This window comes from Halomonas sp. GT, assembly GCF_002082565.1.
Taxonomy (GTDB): domain Bacteria; phylum Pseudomonadota; class Gammaproteobacteria; order Pseudomonadales; family Halomonadaceae; genus Vreelandella.
On record NZ_CP020562.1, the window covers coordinates 950371 to 975514 of the forward strand.

Below are 25144 nucleotides of genomic sequence, written 5' to 3' on the forward strand. Positions count from 1 at the left end.
GTGGCTAAGAATATCAGGAGGGAAACAAATGCTTATCGACCCAAAGATTTTTGTGCAGCAAAACAACATTCACAAGAATAGGAAGATCAAGATTACACTGACATATTCTGATGAGCTTATCTTTTACAAACTACTTGATCAAAATCTTGAATCTGGGAAAACCGTAGCCATCACTTTTCCAAACGAGAAATTAGAGGAAGATTCCGGTCTTCATAAGAGAATAGCGTGTTGCACCAACGGTAAAGAATTTTTTGATCAGATGGTTGATTTGGCAAAGACAGCCATTGATGCCTATAGGCATTTCGCAACAAAGAACATTTTTGGCCTTTGGGAAGTGTCTAAGAATCTAACGCAGCGAACTATTTATCAAGCTTACAAGGTCGAGTATGCATTCGACGATGAAACAGGTACATACTTCATTTTGTTGGAGCCAAATGGCGAAGGTAGTGACAGCAAGGCTTGGATGTATTTAGCTTAAAGTTTGAGAGGAATGTATGAAAAGCACAGTTCGAAAAATTTGTCAGTCATGCAAAATTGAAAAAAGTCTTTCTGATTTCCATCGAAACAAGACAAAAACAGACGGCCACAACGGAATCTGTAAGATTTGTCAGGCGGAAGTCGATAAACGAAATCGTCAGAATGAGAATGCCTAACAAGGCAAATGCACTCGGTCAGCAAAAAGTGCCGCTCCTTCGTCGCTCTGCTTTTTGCTGCCGGTGATTTGCGGCGTTAGCAGTTCAAGGAAACGTATGAGTCAATCTGAAATGAAAGAAACATCGACATTCGTTAGGGTATTGATTTCAATATTCTGTCTGCTACTGGCAGCGATGGTGATATTTAATTATGTCTGGGTCGAACCGCAAGGCGAGTTGAATAATGGAATTGTATTTCTTCTGTTTCTGCTGCTCGTGCTTGTTCTGGCTGAGTCATTTGATAACTTCTCTCTTGGTAAATTGATAACCATATCCCGGGAAGTCAAAAAGAAAGAAAAAGAAGTTCAAACGCTTGAGAAAAAGAATGGCGACCTTTTATCCCAGCTAATTTCTGTCACAAGCAATAACACACAGCACCAAAGTCACACCAATGTGTATGGTGACTATCACGCGCCGCCAACTGTAACCAAAGCATCGGACGAAGAGGTAGAAGAGAGCAAAAGCTCTGAGCAGCCTCCTGCGAGAGTAGAACCTTCAACGCCTACCCGGGTTAGCTATAACTGGCGGGAAGCCGAAAAGTTATCCTTATTTAAGTATTTGGCGTCAAAAAAGATTCATCAGTCCAATGTCATAACTGAAGCTAAACTGACAACGCAATTCCATGGCATTGACCCCGTGAGTAATATTCAGCCAATTTATGATGCTTATTATAGAGATGACGACCACGAAGTTTTTATAGAGTTTAAGCCAAATAGAAGCATGCCATTCATGTATCGAGATCGCCTCTATGTAATGCTTAGTAAAATATCCCACTACAAGACGACGAAAAAGGTTAATGCTTATCTTGAATTGGTCCTGATGAACACTCCAGAAGAGGAACCTTCAAGAAATGGTGGTTTCGACAGGCTTTTGGAATACTTCGAGCCTGCCATTGCAAGTGGTCTGCTTCGAGTTAGTGAAATTGAATTCAGTGAGCAAGAGTTGGCAAGCATCAAGGAGTGATACTGCTAACAAGCCACTGCACACGGAAATTTTACTCGCTACGCTCCCAGTTTTCCGGTGAGCAAGGCGTTATTCATAGCGTTCGTTTTGACGTACGTACCAAAGGGCGTACAGTTGGTAAATAGTTAAACACGCAAGAGGTACGTCATGACCGGCATCACAGCAACGGAGGCGCGGAGCAACCTTTATCGGTTGATTGACGAGACCGCCGAGTCCCACCAACCCATCGTCATCATGGGTAAGCGGAACAAAGCCGTCCTGGTTTCCGAGGAAGACTGGTCCGCCATTCAGGAAACGCTTTACCTGCTCTCCGTACCGAGTATGCGGGAGTCTATTCGTGAGGGAATGGATACCTCCGTGGATGAATGCGATGGGGAGCTGGACTGGTGACATGGACGTTGGTTTACACCAAACAAGCCCAGAAGGACGCAAAGAAGCTGGCTTCAAGCGGCCTCAAGCCAAAAGCCCAAGAGTTGTTGGCCCTAATTGCAGAAGATCCGTACCGCAAACCGCCCCCGTTTGAGAAGCTCATAGGTGATCTTGCGGGCGCCTATTCACGCCGCATTAATATTCAGCATCGTTTGGTCTACCAAGTGCTTGAGGACGAGCGAGTGGTGAAAGTCCTCAGGCTATGGAGCCTCTACGAATAATGCATAACTGGCCGCTGTTGCCGGACAATTTTTCCACCGCCTCGCGACTCTAAAATTGCCGCAACGCTCTGTATTAACCCGCGAGTCTATCTTTGGGGGGCTGGTTTACCACCACCTTCGAAGGGGGGCGCGCTTGTTCACACCATCATTAAACCTTGTTTACGTACTGGTGGCGCGTAAGCGGCGTCTATCTGTGCCAAATCGTCTTCGTCGAGCCTGATGCTATCTGCTCTGGCGTTCTGTTTGAGGTGGTCCAGGCTCACAGCTTTCGGGATGGCAATCACACCGGGGTGGCGCAGTGCCCAGGCAAGGGCGATTTGCGCGGGGGTGGCGCTGTGTTTGTCGGCGATGCGTTGCAGGGCGGCGCTATGCAGCAGCGCGCCGCCTTGCCCAATGGGGCAGTAAGCCATCAGCGGCATGCTGTGTTGAGCCTGCCAGGGCAGCAGGTCGTATTCAATGCCGCGTGCTTCGGGGTTATAGAGCACCTGGTTGGTGGCGCACGCTGGCGCATCTAGCTCCGCTAGGTCGTCAACGTCAAAGTTCGATACGCCCCAACGCAGAATCTTGCCTTGCTCGCGCAGCCGCTCAAACGCTTCTACGGTTTCGCTTAACGGGTACTGTCCGCGCCAGTGCAGCAGGTAGAGATCAATCGTGTCAGTGCCCAATCGGCGTAGGCTGCGCTCGCAGGCAGCTTGAACACCCTGGGTGCTGGCGTTGTGCGGGTAAACCTTGCTGACTAGATACACCTGATCGCGCCGGTCACGAATCGCTTGGCCAACAATTTCTTCAGCGCCGCCCTCGGCATACATCTCAGCGGTATCAATCAGTGTCATGCCCAGTTCCAGGCCTTCACGCAGCGCCCTGATTTCAGCTTGGCGCTGCCCGGCATCCTCGCCCATATGCCAGGTGCCCTGGCCGATACGGGGTACGCTGTCTCCGCCTAGCTCAATCGTCTGCATGTCTATCTCCTGTTGTTATGCTGCTCTGACATCCCACTGCCATCGCAGTTCGTGGATCAATCTAACAAGGTTTGAACGTGGCGATTACACCAGCTCGCGTTTCTCGCGCTTGGCAACGCGTATGTCTTTGATGGTGGCAATGCCGATAACCGCGAAAATAGCCAGTGAGATCAACGGCCAGATAAGGACATATAACGCCAATATAAAAGTTTGCATGTGCTTTCCTGTTAGTTGGCTGGTGCGCGATAGCACACCAGCCATTGAAGTGACTCTAGCGCCACGCTGGGCTTACCGTTGAGCGGCAGGCTTGGCTGGGTCGTAGTTGATCACTTTCTGGTCGATCTGCGAGAAGTCGAACTTGCTCGAACTCATCAGGCTGACTGCTACGCAAACAAGGGTGCTAACGCCGTAGGCCATTAATGAGGCTAGCAGTACCGTGTACTCACGTAGGAAGCCAATGCTGAAGTAGGCCAGTACAATGGCGCTGAGCGCGCCGACGATCACACCGACCCTACGCCCGCAGAAGCCAAATGCCATCAGGCCGAGCACCACGCCACCGCCCACGGCGGCGAGTAGCTCAAACAGCCCCGCGACCACACTGACCATAGGCACTAATTCGAAGCGTGCGATGCAGAACATCACTAGGCCTGCAATTACAGCCGAGGTAAAGGCCGTGTTGGTGACTCGATCCCAGAAACAGCTGGCGATGACCGGGAACACAATAGCCCCCCAAAGTGCGCCAACGAAGACCAGCATAATCAGAATATCCATCGAGAAACTGGCGAGAATCACCCCGATCAGTGTTGCGACAATCATCGTCAACCTACCAATAAATAGCATTTTGGTCGGGTCAGGTTTGTTTTTAGCGATGTTCTTACCATACACATCGGCCATCACAATCGCGGACATAGCGGAAAGGTCTGAGTCAGCGGTAGAGGAGAGCGAGCCAATTACTAGAATAAAGAACAGCCCGATAAATATCGGCGAGAGGTACATCGACACCATTTGCGGTATCAGGTTGTTCATGTCACCACCGATGGGCTCCATACCGGTCATTAGCGCCATCAAGCCAATCATGCCTAGGCCAATAACAATCGCACCGTAACCAATGGTCGCGGTAATAAAGGTCGGTTTGATATGGTCTTCACGCACAGCGAATAACCGCTGGGAGATGGTCTGGTTGCCAATCGCGTAGGCGAGCACCGCAACAAAGAAAGGTGCACCTTGATTGAGGATCGCATCCATCGAGAACAGATTTGCCTGCTCTGGGGTGAGTAGGCTCATTCCATCCGATAGTGTCTGTGGGCCGCCGAGGGCAAACATCACCGCTGGAATAATCAGAATGGCGACAGCCATCATTGCCATCAGTTGGGCAAAGTCGGTGAGTACCGACGCGCGGAAACCCGACCACAGCGTATAAGAGAGCACCCCGACCCCCGCGATCACGACGCCCGCCTGGAAAGAGAGTGGCGAGAGTACTGAGACCAGCGCACCAGACGCTGTGAAGTTAACCATCAGGCTAATGATGCTGCCCAGAATGTTGGAGGAGGCCAGGATTAGCTGACTTGAAGCGCCATGGCGGGCATGGATAAGTTCACCCAGGGTGTGTGCGTTCGGGGCCAGTTTGCGAAAACGACGGCCAAAGGGGTAGATGAACAGAATCATCAGTGCGCCCCATAGCCCGTAATGTAAAGGGCCAGAAATGCCGTAGGTATAACCCGAGGTGGCGGCACCGTAGAATGAGGCTGCCCAGATCCAGGTGGCGGTCATGCTGGCAGCGCCCAAACCAAAGCCAATCTGGTGATTGGACACCATGAAGGCGTCGGTATTTTCCTTTTTCTTTTTGATCAGCAGCGTCAGTAGGTACGTGCCGCCGTAAAAGGCCAACAGTAAGGCGATCACCGTTAGTGTCGAGAATTGATAGAAATTTTCTTCGTTCATTGAATACCCATAGGCTTTGCAGCCCTAGCATCCTAAATGGCAACCACAGTTCCCTTGACGGGGTGGCCGCGACAGGACGTAAGCTAAAAACAGAACATCTTTCTAGGTATGTCTGTAGCGAGAGGTGGCAGCGGTTGGCAGCCTGGTCGTGCACGTGTCAGGCGTTGGAAACGCCTTAAATAGAGGGGCCGAATTAACGCAAACAGTGAGCTGAAATAAAGCGCACATGGGGTCGATCCGGATGGCTACCCTACTCCCTTAAGCGCGAACAGTACAGGTTGAGGCCCGGCACACCGAGAATAAGAAAGCGTATAAGGTACGCTGTATTCTAAAATGGCACCGTATGCTGGGCATTTCGTACATTGTGTAATGTAGCGAACAGTAATGCGCGAAGAAGAGGCCTTTAGCTTTGCATCTGGCTCTGCGCGGTTGGTAGATGACGGAGTGCCAATAACAGGATGGTAGCAGCTAGTTAGCTGTCGAAGTAAACAACCATCTTGAGATGACGGTGCTCATCAACGATGAGCGTCTCATGGGTATAGGTGTGATGCTCGCCTTCTGTATCAAGGAGGCTGCTGATTCCTCGATTGTAGCCTTCCATACTTGACGCTTCCCACCAGCGCCGGAAGTCTGGCGATAACTGACAAAGCTCTTCAATGAGCGTTTGCATGACTGGGTCTTCAGGGGCGACAGCTAAGTCACAACGAAACTGCGCCAGCATATTCGATGCATCCTGTTGCCAGTCAGGGAGCCGTCGGCGCAGGTCGGGCGCAGTAAATACCATCCTTAATAGATTGCGCTCAGACGCTTTTCGGCTGCTGAAGTGAAGTAGTTCATCAGCCAGCGTATTCCAGCCAATAACATCCCAACGCAGGTTCATCACGTAACTAGGGCGAGAGAGGTCATCCATCAGCGACTGGATTCGGGGGGAAGTGCTCTGCTCTTGATACGCTTCTGCTGGCGGCGCTCGGCGGTGCGCTAACAGAAAAAGATGACAGCACTCGGCGTCATCCAGTTTTAGGGCACGAGAGATGTTGAGCAGGAAGCGTTCGGAGACTTTAATGTCACGGCCCTGTTCAAACCACGTGTACCAGGTCAGGCCTACCCCAGCGAGCGCTGCAACCTCTTCTCGTCTTAAGCCCGGGGTACGCCTTCGCCCGCTAGTGGGAAGTCCGACGTCAGCGGGCGTTAATTTTTGACGATGCCGAAGCATGAATTCGGTGAGATCACTCTGTGTTCGCTCAAGCCTATGATTCGCCACGCCATTACCTCTAGTAATAGGATAATTAGCTATATTGTAACCCCATATAGAGTGTCTGAGAATGCTTGCTTCCATGATGAAGTCGGAGGCGACATGTCATTCAGCTGTGATGTTCAGACCACTTGTAATACGGACACAGGTTATACGGACACAGGTTATACGGATACAGGCGGACGGCCCTGCAACAAGGCTGGCATTAAAGAGTGGGCGGGGCTTGCGGTATTGGCCCTGCCCACCATGCTACTTGGGCTCGATGTCACTATTCTCTACCTTGCGCTTCCTGCCATAGCGGTAGAGCTACAGCCGAGCAGTACTCAGGCGTTGTGGATTATGGACGCCTACGGCTTCATGATCGCCGGTTTTCTGATCACGATGGGCACGCTAGGGGATCGGGTTGGCCGACGTCGGCTACTGATGATAGGGGCCTTTGCATTTGCGGTCGCGTCAGTGTTTGCTGCTTATGCGCCTAATGCCGAGTGGCTCATTGTAGCGCGGGCAGCACTGGGTATTGCCGGAGCAACGCTGATGCCTTCTACGCTGGCCCTGATTAGCAATATGTTTTTTGATCTGCGCCAGCGCGCATTGGCGATTGGGATATGGGCTACCATGTTTGCACTGGGGATGGCCTTGGGGCCGGTAGTTGGTGGGTTGCTGTTAGCCCCCTTTTGGTGGGGAGCAGCTTTCCTAATTGCCGTGCCCATCGTCATCGTACTGTTATTAACTGCGCCATTACTGCTGCCGGAGTATCGCAACCCGCATGCAGGCCGGCTGGATATTTTAAGTGTTCTACTGCTGTTGATAGCAATTCTGCCAAGCATCTATGCCATAAAGGCGTTCTCTAAGGCCGGTGTGACGCCACTGGTAGTGATGACACTGGCGCTAGGTATTGTAGGAACACTGCTCTTTGTGCGTCGACAAAAGCAGCTTCTTGATCCTTTGCTTGATCTCAAACTGTTTGCCAGTAAAACCTTCACTGCTGCGCTGGTCATACTGTTGGTAGGGCTGGTGGGTGTGGCGGGAATGATGCTTCTCGTCACTCAATATCTTCAGCTAGTGGCGGGCTTCACGCCGCTGATTGCTGGGCTGTGGATGGGGCCGCCAGCACTGATGATGGTACTTGCCGGTATCCTTGCCCCTATCTTTGCGCGCCGTATTCGGCCTGCGTTTGTTATTGCTGTAGCACTCATGCTTTCAAGCATCGGTTGTGGTTTTCTGGCTCAAGTCGACCCGCTCTCTGTTCAGGTGCTCCAGGTCGTTATGGGGTTTTCACTGGTGTATTTGGGATTGGGCACTATCGCCGCGCTGGGCACCGACCTGGTGGTAGGGGCGGCTCCTGCGGAAAAAGCCGGGTCCGCGTCGTCGATGTCTGAGATGGTTCAGGAGTTGGGCGTGGCACTGGGCGTAGCACTTCTCGGTAGCATGGCTACTCTGTTGTATCGCGTGCAGGTTGCCAGTGCGATTCCTGATGAGGTGCCTGACGATGTCTCCCGTGCCCTTGGAGAAAGTTTGTGGTCCGCAACGTCCGTTGCTGAACGACTTCCCGACGGGATACTTGAACAAGCACAGTCTGCGTTTACACAAGGAATGAACGCTGCGGCCACCGTCAGTGGGATCACTATTTTGGCGCTGGCGTTGTTGTCGGTTGCTAGCCTCCGGCATGTACAGGCAGTTGGCGATAATGAGCATTAAATTTTGACATGCAACTGTTTGGTTGCATAATGTCATTATGACAACTAATCTCAATCTTGTTTTCAAGGCGCTTGCTGATCCCTCGCGGCGCCAGCTTCTGGATAGCCTGTTTGAAAATAATGGGCAGGCCCTCAATGAGCTATGCGAACGACTCTCCATGAGTCGTCAGGGAGTTACTAGACACTTGGCGCTGCTGGAAGAAGCGGGGCTGGTGGTTACGGCGTGGCGGGGGAGAGAAAAGTTGCACTACCTCAATGCCGAGCCAATTCAGCAGATCCACCAACGCTGGGTCAGTAAGTTCACTCACCAGCGGATTGCGGCGGTGGACAGTCTCAAACAGAAGCTTGAGGACCATCACAATGAGTAAGCCCGATTTTGCCTACGTTGTTTACATTAACACGACGCCCGAGCAACTGTGGAAAGCGTTGACGGAAGGGGAGTTTACCCGCCAATACTGGGGTGGGCGGCAGATTACGTCGGCGTGGACGGCGGGAGCCACGGTTAAACACGTCAAGGCCGATGGGTCATTGGATTGGCACGGAGAGGTGCTGGAGTCAGACCCGCCGTACCGTTTGTCCTATACTTTCATTCCTGAAAACGATGACGAGATGCCAGGATACGAGGGCGAAAAAGTTGATCTGACGAGACCTGAAGAACCGTCTCGGGTCACGTTTGAGATTGCCGAGTATATGGGCCAAGTACGCCTAACGCTGATTCACGATCAATTCGAGGAGAACAGCAAAGTACTACAAGGCATCAGCGTCGGCTGGCCAGTCATTCTTTCCAGCCTCAAAAGCTGGCTGGAAGGCAGTAGCCCTCTGCTAAGGAGTGATACTGATGGCGCGCATTGAACATATTCAATACGTAAATGCCCCTCTTTCATGTGTTTACGAAGTGTTGACCACGGCTCGTGGCCTGGCCGAGGTGTGGACCCAGGATTTAACATTCACTGCCCAACTTGATGCGGTCAATGAATTCCGATTTGGGGATGAGCACCCGACAAAGATGACGATCGTGGAGCTGGTGCCCAATAATAAGATGACTTGGCAATGTATCGATTCAGACCCGGAGTGGATTGGGACCAGCGTCAGTTTCGAGCTAGAACAACGAGGAGACAAAACGGCCGTCACTCTCAAGCATACCGATTGGCGTGAAGTGACCGAGTTCTACCGTTTCTGCAACTATAACTGGGCGATATTCCTGCTGAGCCTTAAGCAATACTGTGAAGAAGGAGCCGGTATTCATTACCAGGCTCGGACGTTTTAAAAGCTGGACGTGCTCTTTAACGGTACCTAGCTGATCCATCGTTTGTGTTGCCTATGCAGCCACCACACATCGAAGCCAAATGAGTAGATGAGTGTGACTAATGCACTCAGTGCAAGCAGGCTGGCAGCGAGAGGAGAAGTGAGTGGCGTTAACGCCAGCAGCAATGCAACGACCTGCCACACGCACACTGCTTTACGGCGGAAGCTGTCAAAAAGCGGTGCTTTTAACCACGGAAAAGGCCAGCTGGCGGCGATGAACACATAACGCATGCCGCCAATGAGTAGTACCCAAGCGCCTAAATGTTCGCTCTGCAATAAGCCTATACAAAGTATCAGGATTAATACCGCATCCAGTTCCATATCAAAGCGCGCCCCGAACGGGGTATGAGTCTTTGTGCGTCTGGCAATCCAGCCATCCACACCGTCCAGTAACAGCGCGATAACAGCGACCGCTAGCCACAGCCAAATCGCGTTGGTAAAAGCATTCGCTGCCAGCGCTCCTGCCACGATGGCGACGAGTACGCCACGCCCAAGCGTTACCCGGTTTGCCCAACCGAGCGGGCCATGGGGCCAAAAACTTACCACCAGCGCGCCGATCACGACGTAGAAGCCAGCTGCCAACCACCAATTTGCAGCGCTGGCGACTAATCCCGGCAGCATCGCGCCCAAGCCTACGAGCAATAAGCTAGCCAGCGCTATCTCGGCCAAGGTGTAAACCCGCTTGGGTAAAGAGACGCTGGAGGTGTTGGAGAAAGAGGACATGCTTACTCGCAAAGCGGCTTACTGGCCCGCGGTTGAATTAAAGTGTGCAAATTATTTCCTATGTACCATTCTTGTATAAGAAGGTATGGTTGTCCATGATGTGGATACATTTGTTTTAAATCATCTTCACGCTTACATGGGTTAAGCAACCGCTTCGCTTTCTAGGCTACGCTGTATGGATGGATGAAGCGCTTAAACCATAAGGAAATGTCATGTTGCCGCCTGATACCGCTACGGCTTTTTGGGTGACTCACCCTACGCATGGTGAGCTTAAGCAAGAGCCACTAGCGTCACCCGACGATAATGAGGTACGGGTTCGTGCCCTTTATAGCGGCGTGAGCCGAGGCACTGAATCGCTCGTGTTCAACGCGCGAGTGCCGAAAAGTGAATATTCGCGTATGCGTGCACCCTTTCAAGCGGGTGAATTTCCTACTCCTGTGAAATATGGCTACTGCAACATCGGCTATGTAGAGCAGGGGCCAGATCATTTATTTGATAAAACCGTCTTTTGCCTTTTTCCGCACCAGGACTACTACGTCGTGCCTGTCGACGCTGTTTTGCCGCTTCCCGACGACGTACCCGCTTACCGTGCCGTGCTAACCGCCAATATGGAAACTGCCATTAACGGTGTGTGGGATGCTAATCCGATGCTAGGCGAGCGCGTGTGTGTGGTGGGTGCTGGCGTCGTCGGTGCGCTGGTGGCGTATCTGTGTGCACAAATTCCGGGTGTAGAAGTACATCTGATCGACATTAACCCTGAGCGAGAAACGCTGGCAGCGCATTTGGGTATTCCCTTCTGTACACCAGAACAGGCACCCACCGACCAAGATTGCGTGATTCATGCTAGTGGCCAGCCGGATGGCCTTAGGCTGGCTATGGGCTTGTTGGGCAATGAAGGCCGCGTGATTGAAATGAGCTGGTTTGGCGAAGGCGACGTGTCGCTGCCGCTCGGTGGCGCTTTTCACTCCCAGCGTTTAACGCTTAGCGCCAGCCAGGTCGGGCAACTGCCTGCCAAGTTGCAGCCGCGCTGGAATTATCGCCGCCGTTTAGCGCTCGCTTTACGCTTACTCACTGACCAGCGGTTAGATGCATTGATCAGCGGTGAGAGCGATTTTGCCGATTTTCCAACGTTGGCGCCTGCTCTGTTTGGGCCAAGTAGCACAGCGCTGTGCCATCGAATTCGTTATCCATTGCCCGCTTAATTAATGCAACTGAATTAAGTGCGAATTAGTTAGAACGACCTGGCTAAAAAGGTCTAGTTAATACGACAGGAGTGTCTATGTACCGTTTATGCGTTCGTGACCATTTTATGATTGCCCACAGTTTTAATGGGGAAATATTCGGCCCTGCCCAACGCACCCACGGCGCCACCTATGTAGTAGACGTAGTATTTCAGCGCCCTGAACTTGACCAGGATGGTCTAGTGATTGATATCGGTTTGGCTAGTGAGACGGTTAAAGAAGTGCTGGCGGATTACAACTATCGCAACCTTGATGAGGTGAGCGAATTTAGCGGTAAAAACACCACCACGGAATTTATGGCCAAGGTGATTTTTGACCAGCTGGCGGCTGCCATCAAAGCAGGAAAAATGGGTACCACCGCTCAGGGGCTGACGCACATGGAGATCAAGCTGCATGAATCTCATGTGGCGTGGGCAAGCTATGAAGGGGCGCTATGAGTCAGCCATTCACCTTGATAGTGGCTGGCGATCCAGACCAGCGTACCGGTGGGTATATTTATGATGCCCATATTGTCGCTGCACTGCGCGAGCGTGGGCTGGTTATCAATGTGGTGGGGGTGTCTGGGCGTTTTCCTGATGCCGATGATGAGGCCGCCCAGTCGCTCGCCGATTCGCTTTCCGCGTTGCAGAATCATGCGCGGGTCATTATCGACGGCCTGGCCATGGGGGCGCTGCCAAAGGTAGTGGCTGTACACGCTGAGCGCCTGGATATCACAGCGCTGCTGCATCATCCGTTGGGCGATGAGCAGGGCTTGAATGAGATGGAACAGCAGCGTTTTCACCGTAGTGAATTACGTGGGCTGGCGCACGTGAATAGAGTGATTGTGACCAGCCGTTTTACTGAGCGTCGCGTAAGGGCATTGGCGGAACATTACGCGCTGCCATTTAGTGCCTCTATCACTGTGGTGGAGCCTGGGGTTGAACGTGCTCCAATCAGCCCCGCGGCAAAACCTAGCGAACCTATCCGCCTGCTATGCGTGGCAACGCTTACCCCGCGTAAAGGGCAGGATATTTTAGTTCAAGCCTTGGCGGATGTTGAGCGTGGACACTGGCGATGCGACTGCTTTGGCGGTGCGCGTGATGCTGTGTTCACGGATCGCGTTCAAACGCTGATCGACAACCATCAGCTTGGCGATGGGGTAACGCTTCACGGCGAATGTGATGCCGCAACCCTGGAAGCCGCTTATCAGAACGCTCATGCACTGGTGTTGCCTTCTTGGTATGAAGGTTACGGCATGGTGGTGACTGAAGCGCTAGCCCATGGCTTGCCCGTTATCACCACCACCGGCGGTGCGCTGCGGGATACCTTGCCCAAAGGGGCTGGCATAAGCGTAGCGCCGGGGGATGCTCAGGCGCTGTCGAGTGCGCTGGCGGCTTTCTGCCATGATGAGACACTACGCACTGAACTACGTGCAGGTGCCGCCGCTGCACGTGCCCGCTTGGGTGACTGGCAGGCTGCAGGAAAGGCGTTTGCCGAGGCGCTGCAGCACTCTTCGACATTGTCGGCGGGAAGCCAATTTGCAGCGGATTGGTTATCGCTGCGTGAAACCGTCGACGCCCGTTCGCGCAGCCAAGCGTTGGTGGATGCGTTAGCGAGATGGTTATCAGAAAATCAGCGGAGAACCGAGCTATCTAAGACAGAAGAGCCCGCGCCGCGAGTAGAGGCTTCCTCGCCAGTGATACTGGCGGATTTAGGCTGTGGACGAGGAAGTAATAGCCAGTTTCTTGCGCCTCGCTTGCAAGATGCCCAGCGCTGGATGCTGATTGACCATGATTCTGCCTTACTTAATGAAGCCTACTCGCGAACCGGGAAATTGAACACGGGTAAGGGTGAACCGCTCCAGGTGGAAACCCACTGTGTTTCTCTTAAACAGCTTGACCACCCAGCACTTACGCACTGCGACGTAGTGACGGCATCTGCGCTGATCGATTTAGTATCTCAAGAGTGGATTGATGCCTTGGCTGCACAGTGTGCTAAACATCGGCAAGCGCTTCTTATCACTCTAAGCATTACTGGCGAATGGTACTTTACCAATGCCCAGCAGCAACCTCTGAACGACCTTGACGATCGCTGGATCAGTGAGCTGTTCAACGCGCACCAGCGTTGGGATAAGGGCTTAGGCGAAGCATTAGGCGGCGATGCTCACAGCGCGTTAGTTAAAGCGATGGCTGACCACGGTTATCGTGTTATTGAGGCTGAAACACCATGGCGCTTAGCGGCGGGCAAGCCAGCGCAGTACCCCTTAATGTGCTCGTTAGTTGAAGGGTGGGCGAGCGCTGCTACCGAACAGGCTCCAGAGGCGGCGTCACGTATTGCTCAGTGGCGTGATGAGCGCCTAGGTAAAGTAGCCAAAGGCGAGATTGGTATTTGGGTGGGCCACCGCGACTTGCTGGCGCTGCCAGCGGACGAGGGCTAACCCCATGAGACGCTGGCGCTGGCTGAGAACCCCGTGGGTGCAAAAAGGGTTAGTGAGCTTAGGGCTGCTGGCCGCTGTTGCCCTGTGGGTAGAGCCAGACGCGGTGATGGCTGAAGTGCAGCGCTTTGCGCCGGGTTGGATGGCTCTGGCGCTGTTGATCAGTGTGCTGCAAGTGATGCTGAGCGCGTGGCGCTGGCAGTTGACGGCAGGCTTAATCGACGTGCCGTTGCGCTACCGTTATGCACTGCGGGAATACTACTTAGCGTTATTGGTTAACCAACTCCTACCAGGCGGCGTGTTGGGTGATGCAGGTCGTGCCCATCGCCATGCCCGTCAGTCTTCTTCAAAGGGTAGTGCTTGGCGTGCGGTGGTGATTGAGCGTGCTTCTGGGCAATTGGCGATTGCACTTTACACACTAATCGCCTTGTTCACGTCACCACTCTGGCTAACAGCACTGGGTTTCAGTGGCTTGATGGTAGTGGCGGGCGTAGCGGTTATCGTGATAGTGGCAGGTGTGACGCTGATGGTCTGGTTGCGGCGCTCGGCGGTAACGCTACCCGCTTGGTGTGCTGCATTAGGGCAGGATATGCGCCGCGGGCTATTGCAGCGTGACGTATGGCCACGGCAACTGATCTCTTCTCTTTCTATCGTGCTTAGCTATGGCCTGGTAATGGTCTGTGCGGCTCGGGCAATCGGCATTGAACTGGCGACATTAGATATTTTGGCGTTGGCTCCAGTGTTACTGCTTGCCATGCTGGTACCCCTTTCGATTGCCGGGTGGGGGTTACGGGAAGGCGCCGCCGCAGGCATTTGGATGTTTGTTGGCTTGCCTTCGGCGCAAGGTGTGGCGATATCACTGGCTTATGGTGTGTTAGTGCTGATGGGTAGTCTGCCAGGCATTTGGGCAGCGCTGGCTTCACGAACACGCGCTACGCCGTCCAGTTCTCCGCCATGCAGTTCTCCGTCAGGCAGTGCGCCCGCTCAGCACTACGTCGAAGAGCGTGTCGTCCCCGCACCGGAAAGAGCGCATCGTCGGGCGCAGGGCGCTCTCAAGGGTATCGATGGGCGTCATCTGCAGCCCAGGTCGGCCGGAACCGATAAGCAGCGGCGCGACCAGCAAATGCAGGCGGTCAACCGCGTTCGCTTCAATGAACTGCGAAACAGTAACGCCGCCGCCTTCTACCAATATCCGCTTAAGGCCACGATCTGCCAGCCAGGTAATAACGTCGGCGGGGCGGAACTGACCATTGGTGTCCAGCGGCAGCACGCAGTGTTCGGCGGTCGTTGGCGCCACCGTTGCCTCTGGCCCGGTGAGATGCAGCGTGGGTGCGGTAGACGTGGTGAACAGCGCCAAATCAGCCGGCACGCGGCCACGTGGGTCAATCACCACTCGGGTAGGGTGCTTGCCCGTTACGTGGCGTACTGTGAGCTGGGGATTATCAGCGCTCGCCGTACCCGCGCCAATCACTACGGCATCTGCCAGCGCCCGCAGACGGTGCAGATGCACCAAACTTTCAACGCCATTGATGTAGTGGGAGTGACCGCTTTCCGTAGCGATGCGCCCATCCAGGCTCTGCCCCAGTTGCGCAACCACCCAGCTCGAATGACGCACCAGTGGCAGCAAACACGTCAACAGCTCCTGCGCGGCGCTTGTAACAGTGATAGAAGAGTGCCAGCCGCCATGGGTATCAAGCGTCATTGTGGCGTCACTTCTGATGCCCTGTTGAACGTCCAGCAACCATGCCCACGCTTGGTCGATATCGATCATCTTTTCATTGGTACTAGGCATGGTATCTCCCTTCAGAAAACAGCAACTCATCATGCGGGGCCATGTTGCCCGACGCAAGCAAACGTTGTCCGCCCCAACAGGCAACTTGGAGGCCTACATGTATCACATTGAACGCGCTATTTTCGATATTCGCCGTGGATTGCCCGTGGTGATTAATACCGGAGAGCAACGCCTGTTGGTACAGGCACTTGAAGGCAGTGTGTCGGTCGATTCACTGGCGAAGCTCTCCGGCTCTCGGCCAGCGCTGGTATTGACGCGTCATCGTTTGGAGGCAATGGGCATGTCGCTCAAGGCGGATGCGGCTTGCTTACCGCTCACCGAACAAATCAGTGAGCGTGACTTGCACCACCTTGCTGTATCCAATGAAGCGTCGAAGGCCCATTCACTGTTAAGCGGCCTGAAGCCTGCTGGCGTGGGAGAGAGAGGCGCTGTGGCACTGATGCGTCGCGCGCTGTTGATACCGGCGGCGCTGTGCGCTGAGGTCAGTGCGGCATCCGTCGAGCCTATTGCTCAGCAGCTAGCAAAAGGCGAGCTGTTAGAAGTTAATGCCCAGGATGCAGAGAAGTGTTTAGCCGGTGCGCCGGGGATGCTAAAGCGTGTCAGTGAAGCGCGTATTCCTCTTGAAGATGCGCCTGAGAGTCGCTTCGTGCTGTTTCGCGAACCTGATGGCCTGCGAGAGCATGTGGCCGTGGTGATTGGCGATCTGGATACCATTCCTGGGGCGGTTCCTTTGCGCATGCACTCGGCTTGCCTCACCGGTGACCTATTCGGCAGCCTGCGCTGTGACTGTGGCGAACAGTTGCGTAATGCAGTGGCCGATATTCAAGCGATGGGTGGCGGCGTGCTGCTTTATTTGGCACAAGAAGGGCGGGGGATTGGTCTCGCCAATAAACTGCGCGCTTACACTTTGCAAGATGGCGGTTTAGACACCGTCGATGCCGACCAAGTGTTAGGGTTTGGCGACGACGAGCGCCAATACGCTGTTGCGGTGGATATGCTCAATGCGCTAGAGATCGATAAAGTTCAGCTGTTGACCAACAACCCATTAAAAATGGCAGCACTGCGTGAAGGGGGGATTGAGGTCGTCTCACGTCAGGCGCTTTACGGCAGTGTAACGGATCATAATCACCGCTACCTAAGCGCCAAAGCTAACCGAGCAGGGCATTTCTTAGACGAAGTGCTTGAAGGTCGTGGGCGTTAATCTGAGGTTTTACGCGTGATAAGCGGTGGCAGGTGGGCGGTTTCGGCCACCACCTGCGCTAATTGAGTGGCGTAGTGCCTTACTAACCGTTCACCTAATGCTTCATGAGCATCCGTTGCATCACCGGCAACGCCGAACGTACTCAGGTCCTCGGCAAGCCAGGCAAACGCGGCGCTACCTTCTGGGCTGACCAGTGCGCCACCTTTAGGTATTGCCGGTGGTGTGGGCTGGTAGCTGTCGAGCTGCACAAATTCAGGTGCTAAATGCAGCATGATGGCGGTTTCCAGCAGCCCGCCATGCAACCCGTAGCGCAGCTCATCGGCATTGATAGCACCTTCCAGTGGCGGAAGGCGTGTATAAGTGGCTTTCACTACGCGCATTGCAAATTGCTTGCGTAGTGTCAGCGCGGCAAGGTCCATCACGGCTTTATTGCCGCCGTGGCTATTAATCAACACCAGCTTTTTTATACCTGCCTGGGCAATGCTTTCGCCGTAAGCCTCTAATGTCGCGATGGCGAGTGGAGCGGGTAGGCTAAGCGTTCCAGCAAAGCTGGCGTGTTCGTCGCTCGCACCGACGGCAATTGCTGGCAGACACAGCACGTCGAGTGCTGGGTCAATCATGTCTAACATGGCGGCTTGTAACCCTTCACCAATGATCAGGTCGGTACCTAATGGAAGATGCGTACCGTGCTGCTCAATGGCTCCCAGGGTGATCACTGCAACTGGATCACTTGCGGCAATCTTGGCGAGTTGGGGGGCGGTGAGGGTTTGCCAGTGATAAATCATGTAAGTTCTCTTGTTTTGAAGCCCGTGTTTTAAAGACTTATGCGGATGCGTTTAACAGCGGATGGTCGGTGCGGCAGGCGTAGAGATCCCCAGAGGCTAAGCCGTCGACGCCATCATTGAGCCACTGGGTAATGGTTTCAGGGGATTGCCAGGTTGACCAGCGGAAGTGGCGCTGCTCACCGGCAATTGCATTGAAACGGTAGTCGCCAAGACGTGACAGCTGTTTAACGCAGGCATGGCTGACCTCTAACACGCCCGCAACAAACTCTACCGAAAGCGCTGCTACCGGGAGGTTAAGCCCCATCAGTACCTCTGCTTCAAACCCTTCAACATCAATTTTTATAAAGCTTGGTTCGCCGTAAGTGGCGATAAGCTGATCCAGTGTAGTGACTTCCACTCTTAGCTGCTGTTCCCACTGCACGCGCTGAAAGCCAGGGTTTCGTTCGCCCACCTGATGTCGCCATTCGGTCGCTAGGGTAGAGAGGGTCGGGTTGCTAACGCTAATAGCAATATCCGCATGGCCGGGCTGCGGCCCAGCGGCCAGTGGTAAGAGTGTAATGTTCGGTCGATTGAGTATCCGTTTAAACCATTTGGCCAGTGCTGGCTGTGGTTCTAATGCCACTACCTTAGCACCTAGCGCGTGGAAGGCGGCACTGCGGTCACCTAAGTGAGCGCCAATATCAAAAGCGATATCGCCCGGCTGAATAAACGGACGATATAACTGCTTTAGTCCCCTTTGCCTTCCTGGCCGCCAGTAAATAAACAGTGAACGCGCCATACCGCTGGCACTGCGGAGCCGATCAAAAAAAGCAGAAGGCATTAGTAAGGCTCCTTAACGGATGGTGCATGTTCAGTTGCTGTTTGAGCGTGATAGCGAAACGATTGGCAGGGCATATCGCCTGGCTGTTCTTGGGGAAGCGCTAGAGAAAGTGTTAGCGACGGGTGAGATAAGGTGGCACTGGATTGATGACTGCGGCTTTCTAACGCGGCAAAGTCCTCCAAAAGAGGTGGTTGTTGTGCTGAACTCGGCGTTTGCAGTAAGCCGAACTTGCGGCTAATGACGCTTCCCCAGGTGGCACTGCTGGAATATTTCACCAACGGCGCGGCTCCAATCAGCCCCAGCCATGCGGGAGTTAGCCAACCAAACGCAGAGGGTGAAAAAAGCATCATTGTACCTGCCCAAGCGATACCACACAGCGTCATCCACCCAGTGTGGTGCCATGTCTCTCGCCAGCTTAGCGAACGCTCTCCCCGGTGTTGGGTTTGCCAGTCAATGGCCCGGCCAATCAATACGTTGATGATAAATAAGCTATGCCACGCCATCATTAGTGGTGCAATCAAAGCAGCAAACAGAATTTCTAATAACGTGCTGGTGACAAGCTTGAGTCGCCCGCCATACGCATGGGGACATTGCCAGAACGTCAATAATAGACCCAGCAGCTTGGGCGCAATCAACATACACAGCGTTACGCTTAACAGCCCCAAAGAGAGGGCTTCAGGCAACGGTGGGTTTGACGTAGTCTCAATGGCTTGATACCCCACCATGAGGCTGGTGCAGAGTAGAAGCCCAAGCCAAACAAGCGAAGAAAGGTAGGCAAACGCGCCGAATAAAAAGTGGAGTCGACTAATCGGGTGAAACCCTGCACCGGTGAGTAAGCGTAAGTGCTGCAGATTGCCCTGAAGCCAGCGCCGGTCACGCTTGGCAAAGTCGAGCATGTTGCTCGGCATGGCTTCAAAGCTGTTGTGTGACGCGCTAGCGTAAGGGTTATGACGCGATACGGCGGTGGTCGCAGAAGTGTCCAGTAACACCTGCCAGCCGCCCCGTTTCAGGAGAGCCGCTTCGACGAAATCGTGGCTTAATAGTTCCCCTCCCAGCGGTGGCTTACCTGAAAGGATAGGTAACCCTGCATGGGCCATAAAGGCGCGTGTGCGAATAATTGCATTGTGGCCCCAGTAATTCGCCGCATCGCCCTGCCAGAAGCTTTGGCCCGCTGCCAACATCGGGCTGTAAAGTGCTGAGGCTAGCTGGGTAAAACGGCCAAATAGGGTACGTTGGCCAACGGGAATAGGTACCGTTTGAATAAGGCCTACGCTGGGTTGGCGCTGCATCCGATGCACTAAATGCAGTAGCGTAGCGCCACTCATTAGGCTGTCGGCATCTAGCACCACCAAGTAGTCATAGCGGCGGCCCCAGCGGCGACAAAACTCTGCAATATTGCCTGCTTTTCGGCCGTCATTATTAGGGCGTCGCCGATAATGAACGGCTATCTGTCCGGCAAGGCGCTGTTGCAAGGCAGCCACATGGGCCGCTTCGATGTCTGCCATGGCCGACTCTTGGGTATCGCTCAACACGAACACTTCAAAGTATTTGTTGATAGCACTGGGTGTTCCTGCACCATACGCTTCTGCTTGCTGGAGAAGTGAACGACACGTTGCTTCTAGCCCCGCAATGGTAGGGATAGGAGGTTCTGCATAAATAGGCATTACGAGTGCGGTGCGGCTGACTAGCAGGCTGGCATTGGGGTTCACAATGGCTTGGCGACGTAAGCTGAGTGGATCGCGACGTAGCGCACAAAGCACAAAGCCACACAGTGCTCCCCAGAAAGCCAGCGCTATCCAAGTAAACGTTAATGCAAATAGGATCAACATGGTGAGCTGCCAACCAATGGCAAGGTTGGCAACGACTTTCGCCATTGCGATACAGCCACCGATGCTTGTGGCTAACACCGTGAAAGCAAGGAAGGCTCGGCGACCGTTAAGCCAGGGCATCGAAGGCCGCAACGCGTGGAGATCAGGCATCGGGGTACCACACGTAATTCCAGGTTTCAGTAATGGGCACTCCTTCAACCATCAGCCGTAGCCGGATATCTCTGGGCTCGCTACCGGGGGGTAATCGGAAAGTAGCCCGTTGTCCGTTATTGGGTAGTGTTTTGACTTGAGGTAGTAATGCCTCGCTATTTTGCACGCTAATGTCCAGCTCGATTGGCTCGTTTGATGTCAGGTCATCCAGTTTGCCGCCCTGGAAATCGACGATGAATTGCCGCTGATCAGCAGAGGGGGAGTCGGCCTCGCCTGGAACCGCTGCGCTTCCATGGCGTGTGCGCACAACCTTGCCCAGTGAATTAGCCTCGGGCTGTTCATTGAGCGTAAACGTTCGATAGTGAAGGTGGCGTGATTCGCCAGCAGTGAGCGCCTCCTCGGCCACCCAATAAGCCACTATATTGTCGTGAGTTTCATCTGGCGTGGGGATCTCGACTAGCTCCACATGCCCTGGCCCCCAGTCAGTAAGTGGCTCTACCCACTGGCTGGGGCGGCGGTGGTAGTGTGCTTCAAGGTCCAGGTAGCGAACAAAATCTCGCTCCCGTTGCATTAAACCAAACCCAGAAGGAGCATTGTCCACAAACGCTGATACGCGAACTGATGAGGGATTTTGCAACGGCCGCCAAATCCACTCGTCGGCCCCCGTGTGTATTAGCAAACCATCAGAATCATGCACTTGAGGACGAAAGTCGTCAGGTCGTTCGGTGCTGGCTTCCCCAAAGGTGAACATGCTGGTGAGCGGTGCAACCCCTAGCTTTTCTATATCAGAACGTGCAAACAGCGTTGCTTCTACATCTGCCTCGGTGCTCTCGCCCGGCGTTAACGTAATGCGGTAAGCGCCGCTTAGCGACGGACTATCCAGGAGTGCGAGAAGTGTAATGCTGTCAGAGTTTTCATCAGGCTTATAAAGCCAGAATTCGCGAAATTCAGGGAACTCTTCACCACTGGCTAATGCGGTATCAATAGCAAGCGCGCGGGTAGAAAGGCCGTAGGCTTGGTCGCGTCCTACTAGACGGAAGTAGCTTGCGCCAAGAAAAACAGCAAATTCATCGGCATAATCATCATTATTGATAGGATAGTGAAGCCTAAAGCCTGCATGACCGCTTCCTGTTAAATCATGCTCTAACAGGCGGTTGGCATCACCATCGTACTGAAAGTTATCTGCCGAGAAAGAGAGTGGTTCAACGTCACCGCTGTCGATCACATTAATAGTGACGGGTGTTTGAAATATAAATCCGCTATGAAATAGCTGCATACTGAAAGGGCTTTCATCGCGCCAGTAGGCTCGCTCGGGATTGAAACGGATTTGTCGATATAGGTCGTAATCTAACGACTTCAAAGCGCTGGGAAGCGTCTCATTTGGGGGGTGATAAGGCGCATCGGCCAAGGTCTGGGCACGCTCAATAACGTGGTCAAAAACATCATCATCGTTAGCAACCGCAGAAAAGGCGATCAGGCAGTTGAATGACAACATCCATTTTGCTGCAGTACGAACACTCATGGGCGAGTTCCTTTCGATTGCATGCCAACGTGGTAACCATAAAATCAGTATATGAAATATTTCAACAAAAGTTATACCATTGAGTCTATTGGTATATGATTTTTATGGTCGTGTGCAAGCTTTAAACTCCATTAAGCGTGTAATGTTTAGGTGATTGCTATGCTGTTGAAGCGCTGATGCTCCGTCTTCTACTCACATGTATAACGCTCAACTTTCTACTGGTATTGCCGCTTTGGTGGCGTTTCGGTGAGATTGGCTCTCCTCTAATTGCTTGGGAAGCATGGCTTATAGCCCCCATAATGCTGCTTATTCGTCCTGGTAGCTTACGTGGCTGGTTGGCTATTTTGTTGGTATGTTGGCTTGCTTTGGTATCGGCAGCCAACCTAGGTGATGCCGCGACACACACCGCGTTTGGGCGATCACTTAACCTCTATCTAGACGTGCCCTTGGTGCGCTCCATCTACCATTTGCTAGTAGGTAATGTAGGTCAACTGGCAGCAACTTTCCTGATGTTGTTGGGCACTGTGGCCCTGCTAGGTAGCTTATGGGTGATGCTGCGTTTGCTGCTGCCTGCTCAACCTTTATCGGTGTGGAGTGCTCCAGGTGCTTTAGCCATCTTCGTCATGATCACGACAGCAGGTTTTGCGATTTCCGAGGCTAACGGCAAGCGATTAGTCGCTAAAACAACGCTGCCTGCTGTTAACACCACGCGTTTCCAGTGGGAGCAGGTGGTGGCGACCCATCGGGCGAGAGTAGCGTTTACCGAACAGTTGCAGAATACACCGTTGGAGCCCAGACCATTGCCTGGTTTGTTAGGGCGCAACGTCTTATTAACTTTTATTGAATCTTATGGTGTGTCGGCCATTAATGATTCTCGCTACAGCAGTGTCGTACTTCCTACGCTAGATGACATACAGCGACGTTTGGGACAGCGCGATCTACACGCTGTTTCGGGGTTGCTAGAAGCGCCTATTCGAGGGGGGCAGTCTTGGCTTGCCCATGCCACGGCACTAAGCGGGCGCTGGATTGATAACCAGCTATGGTATCGGCTGATGCTGGAGAGCGATCATTCAACGCTTATTAGTGATTTTAGTAGCACTGGGCAGCGGACGCTCAGTGTCATGCCTGCCATTACATTGGCTTGGCCAGAAGGGTTGGCCTACGGATTTGATGAGATTGCAGCAGCGAAAGATTTACCCTATGTAGGCCCACCGCTGAACTGGGTCACGATGCCCGATCAGTTCACTCTGGATTACACCCAGCGACATTTATTAGGTGAGGCGCCGGTATTCGCGCAACTCGCACTTATCTCTAGCCACGCGCCATGGACACCCATTCTGCCCGTTTTCGAAGACTGGTCGATGATAGGCGATGGGCGTGTTTTCGCCCCCTGGGAGGAGGCCGGCGATCCGCCAGAAGTGCTTTGGCAGGATATTGAGCGTATCCGCGACCATTACGCGTGGTCAATAGACTACGCTGTGAAGGTCACAGGACGCTGGGCTGAGCGAGTAGTTGATGACAAGACTCTATTGATTGTACTTGGAGACCATCAGGCGGCACCGCTGATTACTGGCGACAACGCCAGTGCAGCAGTGCCAGTCCATGTGATTAGCGGTGACCCCCGACTCTTAGAACCTTTTAAGGCACGTGGTTTTATTGATGGCATGCTGCCGTCACTGGAAAGCCCAGAGGAGGCCGCGAAAATGAGCCAGCTGCGTCATTGGTTACAGCAAGACTTTGGCACGCCAGCATTAACCTCTTCTTTGTCAACGACAGGGGAGACACCATGATCCAGCCCGTCATCCTTAGCGGTGGTAGTGGTACGCGGCTTTGGCCACTCTCTCGTGAGCAGATGCCAAAGCAGTTCTTACGCTTAACGTCTTGTCAAAGCCTACTGCAGCAAACGCTTGCGCGTTTGGCAGGATTAGATGCCCAGCCGCCGATGTTGATGGGACACCATGCTCATCGGTTCTTAATGGCGGAGCAGTTACGGGAGAGCGGTCTACAAGGAACGTTGGTGTTAGAGCCAGAAGGGCGTAACACGGCACCGGCAATTGCCTGCGCTGCGCTATTAGCACGTCAAGCGGGCGAGGATCCATTGCTACTTGTACTTCCAGCAGACCACGTTATCGGCAATGTAGCAGCGTTTACTCACAGTGTCGCTTGCGCAGAACCGCTTGCTGCCCAAGGGTATCTCGTTACGTTTGGCGTGGTCCCTAGCTATCCAGAAACAGGCTATGGCTATATTGCCTGCGGCCGCCCTTTAGGCGGTGGTCACGAGATAGCTTCATTTATCGAGAAACCTAGCGCAGAGCGTGCCCAGCATCTTTTAGACGCAGGCAAGACCCTGTGGAATAGCGGTATGTTTTTACTGCAAGCATCCACTTACCTGTCTCAGCTCGAACGTTTGCAGCCAGCCATGCTGGTAGCTTGCCAACAGGCTGTTGACGACGCTCATCGTGACTTGGACTTTTTACGTTTAGGTGAAGCTGCATTTTGCTCATCTCCGGCAGAGTCAATCGACTACGCCGTCATGGAGCATTGTGACCACGCAGCGGTGGTTCCGTTGGATGCCCAATGGAGCGATATTGGTAGCTTTGATGCGTTATGGGCAGCGCAAGCGCCCGACAAAGCTGGCAATGTGATTAACGGTGACGGGATCCTGACCAACACGCAACGCTCGCTTGTTATTGCTAAGCACCGACTGGTGGCAACGCTCGGTGTTGAAGATCTGATCGTGGTGGAAACATCCGACAGCGTGCTCGTTGCCCACCGCGATCAGGCTCAGCAGGTTAAACAGCTGGTGGCATCACTCACTCAAATGGGTCGACGTGAACCCCATGCTGCGCCGTTAGTTCATCGACCTTGGGGAAGCTTCCAGGCCATGGATAGTGGCGAGCGCTACCAAGTGAAGCACATCACGGTGAAACCTGGAGGGCGGCTTTCGCTGCAGCGTCATCACCACCGTGCTGAACACTGGGTCGTCGTGAGTGGTACCGCCCAAGTCACTGTCGACGAGCGGACCTTCCTTGTCAGTGAGAACCAGTCCACCTATATCCCTATTGGTGCGCTACACCGGCTGGAGAACCCTGGAAAAATTCCGTTGGAGTTGATCGAAGTCCAGTCGGGCAGCTATTTAGGAGAAGATGATATCGAGCGATTAGATGATGTATATGCTCGGCACAGTGATGAATAGGGGGTGGATACTT

Annotated in this window: 24 protein-coding genes and 1 pseudogene; 15 read left to right on the forward strand and 10 right to left on the reverse strand. The window is 53.4% G+C overall.

Annotated features, from left to right (window positions below; translation table 11 throughout):
• Positions 1 to 28: 28 nt before the first annotated feature.
• From B6A39_RS04390 to B6A39_RS04405, 4 genes are all read left to right on the forward strand, one after another.
• Positions 29 to 478, forward strand: coding sequence for a hypothetical protein (locus tag B6A39_RS04390; RefSeq protein ID WP_083001754.1), 450 nt, complete (start codon positions 29 to 31; stop codon positions 476 to 478).
• A gap of 271 nt (positions 479 to 749) precedes the next feature.
• Positions 750 to 1655: a hypothetical protein gene (locus B6A39_RS04395; protein ID WP_083001756.1), complete on the forward strand. Its 906-nt coding sequence runs from the start codon at positions 750 to 752 to the stop codon at positions 1653 to 1655.
• A 147-nt stretch (positions 1656 to 1802) separates the two neighbouring features.
• On the forward strand, positions 1803 to 2045 hold the full coding sequence (locus tag B6A39_RS04400) for a type II toxin-antitoxin system Phd/YefM family antitoxin (protein WP_083001758.1): 243 nt from the start codon (positions 1803 to 1805) through the stop codon (positions 2043 to 2045).
• Entirely contained in the window at positions 2042 to 2305 is a 264-nt protein-coding gene (locus B6A39_RS04405) for a Txe/YoeB family addiction module toxin (RefSeq protein WP_083001759.1), read from the forward strand. The genes B6A39_RS04400 and B6A39_RS04405 overlap by 4 nt, the downstream gene beginning before the upstream one ends.
• 137 nt (positions 2306 to 2442) lie before the next feature.
• Here B6A39_RS04405 and B6A39_RS04410 read toward each other — a convergent pair whose 3' ends face one another.
• The 4 genes from B6A39_RS04410 to B6A39_RS04420 form a co-directional block, all read right to left on the reverse strand.
• Complete coding sequence (locus B6A39_RS04410) at positions 2443 to 3264, reverse strand: aldo/keto reductase (protein ID WP_083001761.1); 822 nt, start codon at positions 3262 to 3264, stop codon at positions 2443 to 2445.
• Between the two features lie 84 nt (positions 3265 to 3348).
• A complete protein-coding gene (locus B6A39_RS19025; protein WP_009722425.1) occupies positions 3349 to 3480 on the reverse strand; it encodes a putative transporter small subunit in 132 nt (43 codons plus the stop codon).
• A 72-nt stretch (positions 3481 to 3552) separates the two neighbouring features.
• Entirely contained in the window at positions 3553 to 5205 is a 1653-nt protein-coding gene (locus tag B6A39_RS04415; protein ID WP_083001763.1) for a sodium:solute symporter family protein, read from the reverse strand.
• 472 nt (positions 5206 to 5677) lie between these two features.
• A complete protein-coding gene (locus tag B6A39_RS04420) occupies positions 5678 to 6466 on the reverse strand; it encodes a helix-turn-helix transcriptional regulator (protein WP_083001765.1) in 789 nt (262 codons plus the stop codon).
• Positions 6467 to 6559: 93 nt separating this feature from the next.
• Between B6A39_RS04420 and B6A39_RS04425 the strand changes: the two genes are divergently transcribed.
• Genes B6A39_RS04425 through B6A39_RS04440 form a run of 4 tightly spaced genes read left to right on the forward strand, consistent with a single transcriptional unit; the run spans position 6560 to position 9421 of the window.
• The gene (locus B6A39_RS04425; RefSeq protein ID WP_083001766.1) at positions 6560 to 8155 is read left to right on the forward strand and encodes an MFS transporter; all 1596 of its coding nucleotides are present in this window, start codon (positions 6560 to 6562) and stop codon (positions 8153 to 8155) included.
• Between the two features lie 37 nt (positions 8156 to 8192).
• Positions 8193 to 8522, forward strand: coding sequence for an ArsR/SmtB family transcription factor (locus B6A39_RS04430; RefSeq protein ID WP_083007844.1), 330 nt, complete (start codon positions 8193 to 8195; stop codon positions 8520 to 8522).
• Entirely contained in the window at positions 8515 to 9006 is a 492-nt protein-coding gene (locus tag B6A39_RS04435) for an SRPBCC family protein (protein WP_083001768.1), read from the forward strand. Before B6A39_RS04430 ends, B6A39_RS04435 begins: the two co-directional genes overlap by 8 nt.
• Entirely contained in the window at positions 8993 to 9421 is a 429-nt protein-coding gene (locus tag B6A39_RS04440; RefSeq protein ID WP_083001770.1) for an SRPBCC family protein, read from the forward strand. The genes B6A39_RS04435 and B6A39_RS04440 overlap by 14 nt, the downstream gene beginning before the upstream one ends.
• A gap of 26 nt (positions 9422 to 9447) precedes the next feature.
• On the opposite strand, the gene B6A39_RS04445 is transcribed toward B6A39_RS04440, so the two are convergent.
• A complete protein-coding gene (locus B6A39_RS04445) occupies positions 9448 to 10182 on the reverse strand; it encodes a CDP-alcohol phosphatidyltransferase family protein (protein ID WP_083001771.1) in 735 nt (244 codons plus the stop codon).
• Between the two features lie 212 nt (positions 10183 to 10394).
• Between B6A39_RS04445 and B6A39_RS04450 the strand changes: the two genes are divergently transcribed.
• The 4 genes and pseudogenes from B6A39_RS04450 to B6A39_RS19030 all read left to right on the forward strand — a co-directional run.
• Positions 10395 to 11384, forward strand: coding sequence for a zinc-dependent alcohol dehydrogenase (locus tag B6A39_RS04450; protein WP_083001773.1), 990 nt, complete (start codon positions 10395 to 10397; stop codon positions 11382 to 11384).
• 77 nt (positions 11385 to 11461) lie between these two features.
• Entirely contained in the window at positions 11462 to 11860 is a 399-nt protein-coding gene (locus tag B6A39_RS04455) for a 6-pyruvoyl trahydropterin synthase family protein (protein ID WP_009722429.1), read from the forward strand.
• The gene (locus B6A39_RS04460; protein ID WP_083001775.1) at positions 11857 to 13839 is read left to right on the forward strand and encodes a glycosyltransferase; all 1983 of its coding nucleotides are present in this window, start codon (positions 11857 to 11859) and stop codon (positions 13837 to 13839) included. The genes B6A39_RS04455 and B6A39_RS04460 overlap by 4 nt, the downstream gene beginning before the upstream one ends.
• Positions 13840 to 13843: 4 nt before the next feature.
• Positions 13844 to 14725, forward strand: a pseudogene (locus tag B6A39_RS19030) (lysylphosphatidylglycerol synthase transmembrane domain-containing protein); the annotation flags it as partial.
• A gap of 78 nt (positions 14726 to 14803) precedes the next feature.
• Here the strand turns inward: B6A39_RS19030 and B6A39_RS19035 are convergent.
• On the reverse strand, positions 14804 to 15661 hold the full coding sequence (locus B6A39_RS19035) for a RibD family protein (RefSeq protein WP_332308479.1): 858 nt from the start codon (positions 15659 to 15661) through the stop codon (positions 14804 to 14806).
• Positions 15662 to 15725: 64 nt separating this feature from the next.
• On the opposite strand from B6A39_RS19035, the gene ribA reads away from it, so the two are divergent.
• Positions 15726 to 16829, forward strand: a complete 1104-nt coding sequence (ribA, locus tag B6A39_RS04470; protein WP_083001779.1) for a GTP cyclohydrolase II RibA — start codon at positions 15726 to 15728, stop codon at positions 16827 to 16829.
• Here ribA and B6A39_RS04475 read toward each other — a convergent pair.
• Genes B6A39_RS04475 through B6A39_RS04490 form a run of 4 tightly spaced genes read right to left on the reverse strand, consistent with a single transcriptional unit; the run spans position 16826 to position 21935 of the window.
• Positions 16826 to 17614, reverse strand: coding sequence for a creatininase family protein (locus tag B6A39_RS04475; RefSeq protein ID WP_083001781.1), 789 nt, complete (start codon positions 17612 to 17614; stop codon positions 16826 to 16828). The genes ribA and B6A39_RS04475 overlap by 4 nt on opposite strands.
• Positions 17615 to 17651: 37 nt before the next feature.
• Complete coding sequence (locus tag B6A39_RS04480) at positions 17652 to 18434, reverse strand: FkbM family methyltransferase (protein WP_083001782.1); 783 nt, start codon at positions 18432 to 18434, stop codon at positions 17652 to 17654.
• A complete protein-coding gene (gene mdoH, locus B6A39_RS04485; protein ID WP_083001784.1) occupies positions 18434 to 20413 on the reverse strand; it encodes a glucans biosynthesis glucosyltransferase MdoH in 1980 nt (659 codons plus the stop codon). Before mdoH ends, B6A39_RS04480 begins: the two co-directional genes overlap by 1 nt.
• The gene (locus B6A39_RS04490) at positions 20406 to 21935 is read right to left on the reverse strand and encodes a glucan biosynthesis protein (RefSeq protein ID WP_083001786.1); all 1530 of its coding nucleotides are present in this window, start codon (positions 21933 to 21935) and stop codon (positions 20406 to 20408) included. Before B6A39_RS04490 ends, mdoH begins: the two co-directional genes overlap by 8 nt.
• Before the next feature lie 176 nt (positions 21936 to 22111).
• Here B6A39_RS04490 and B6A39_RS04495 point away from each other — a divergent pair, with 176 nt between their 5' ends.
• Together B6A39_RS04495 and B6A39_RS04500 are read left to right on the forward strand one after the other, a co-directional pair.
• Positions 22112 to 23725 carry an alkaline phosphatase gene (locus tag B6A39_RS04495; protein ID WP_083001787.1) on the forward strand — a complete coding sequence of 538 codons (1614 nt, stop codon included), beginning with the start codon at positions 22112 to 22114 and terminating at the stop codon, positions 23723 to 23725.
• Positions 23722 to 25131 carry a mannose-1-phosphate guanylyltransferase/mannose-6-phosphate isomerase gene (locus tag B6A39_RS04500; RefSeq protein WP_083001789.1) on the forward strand — a complete coding sequence of 470 codons (1410 nt, stop codon included), beginning with the start codon at positions 23722 to 23724 and terminating at the stop codon, positions 25129 to 25131. Before B6A39_RS04495 ends, B6A39_RS04500 begins: the two co-directional genes overlap by 4 nt.
• Positions 25132 to 25144 lie beyond the last annotated feature (13 nt).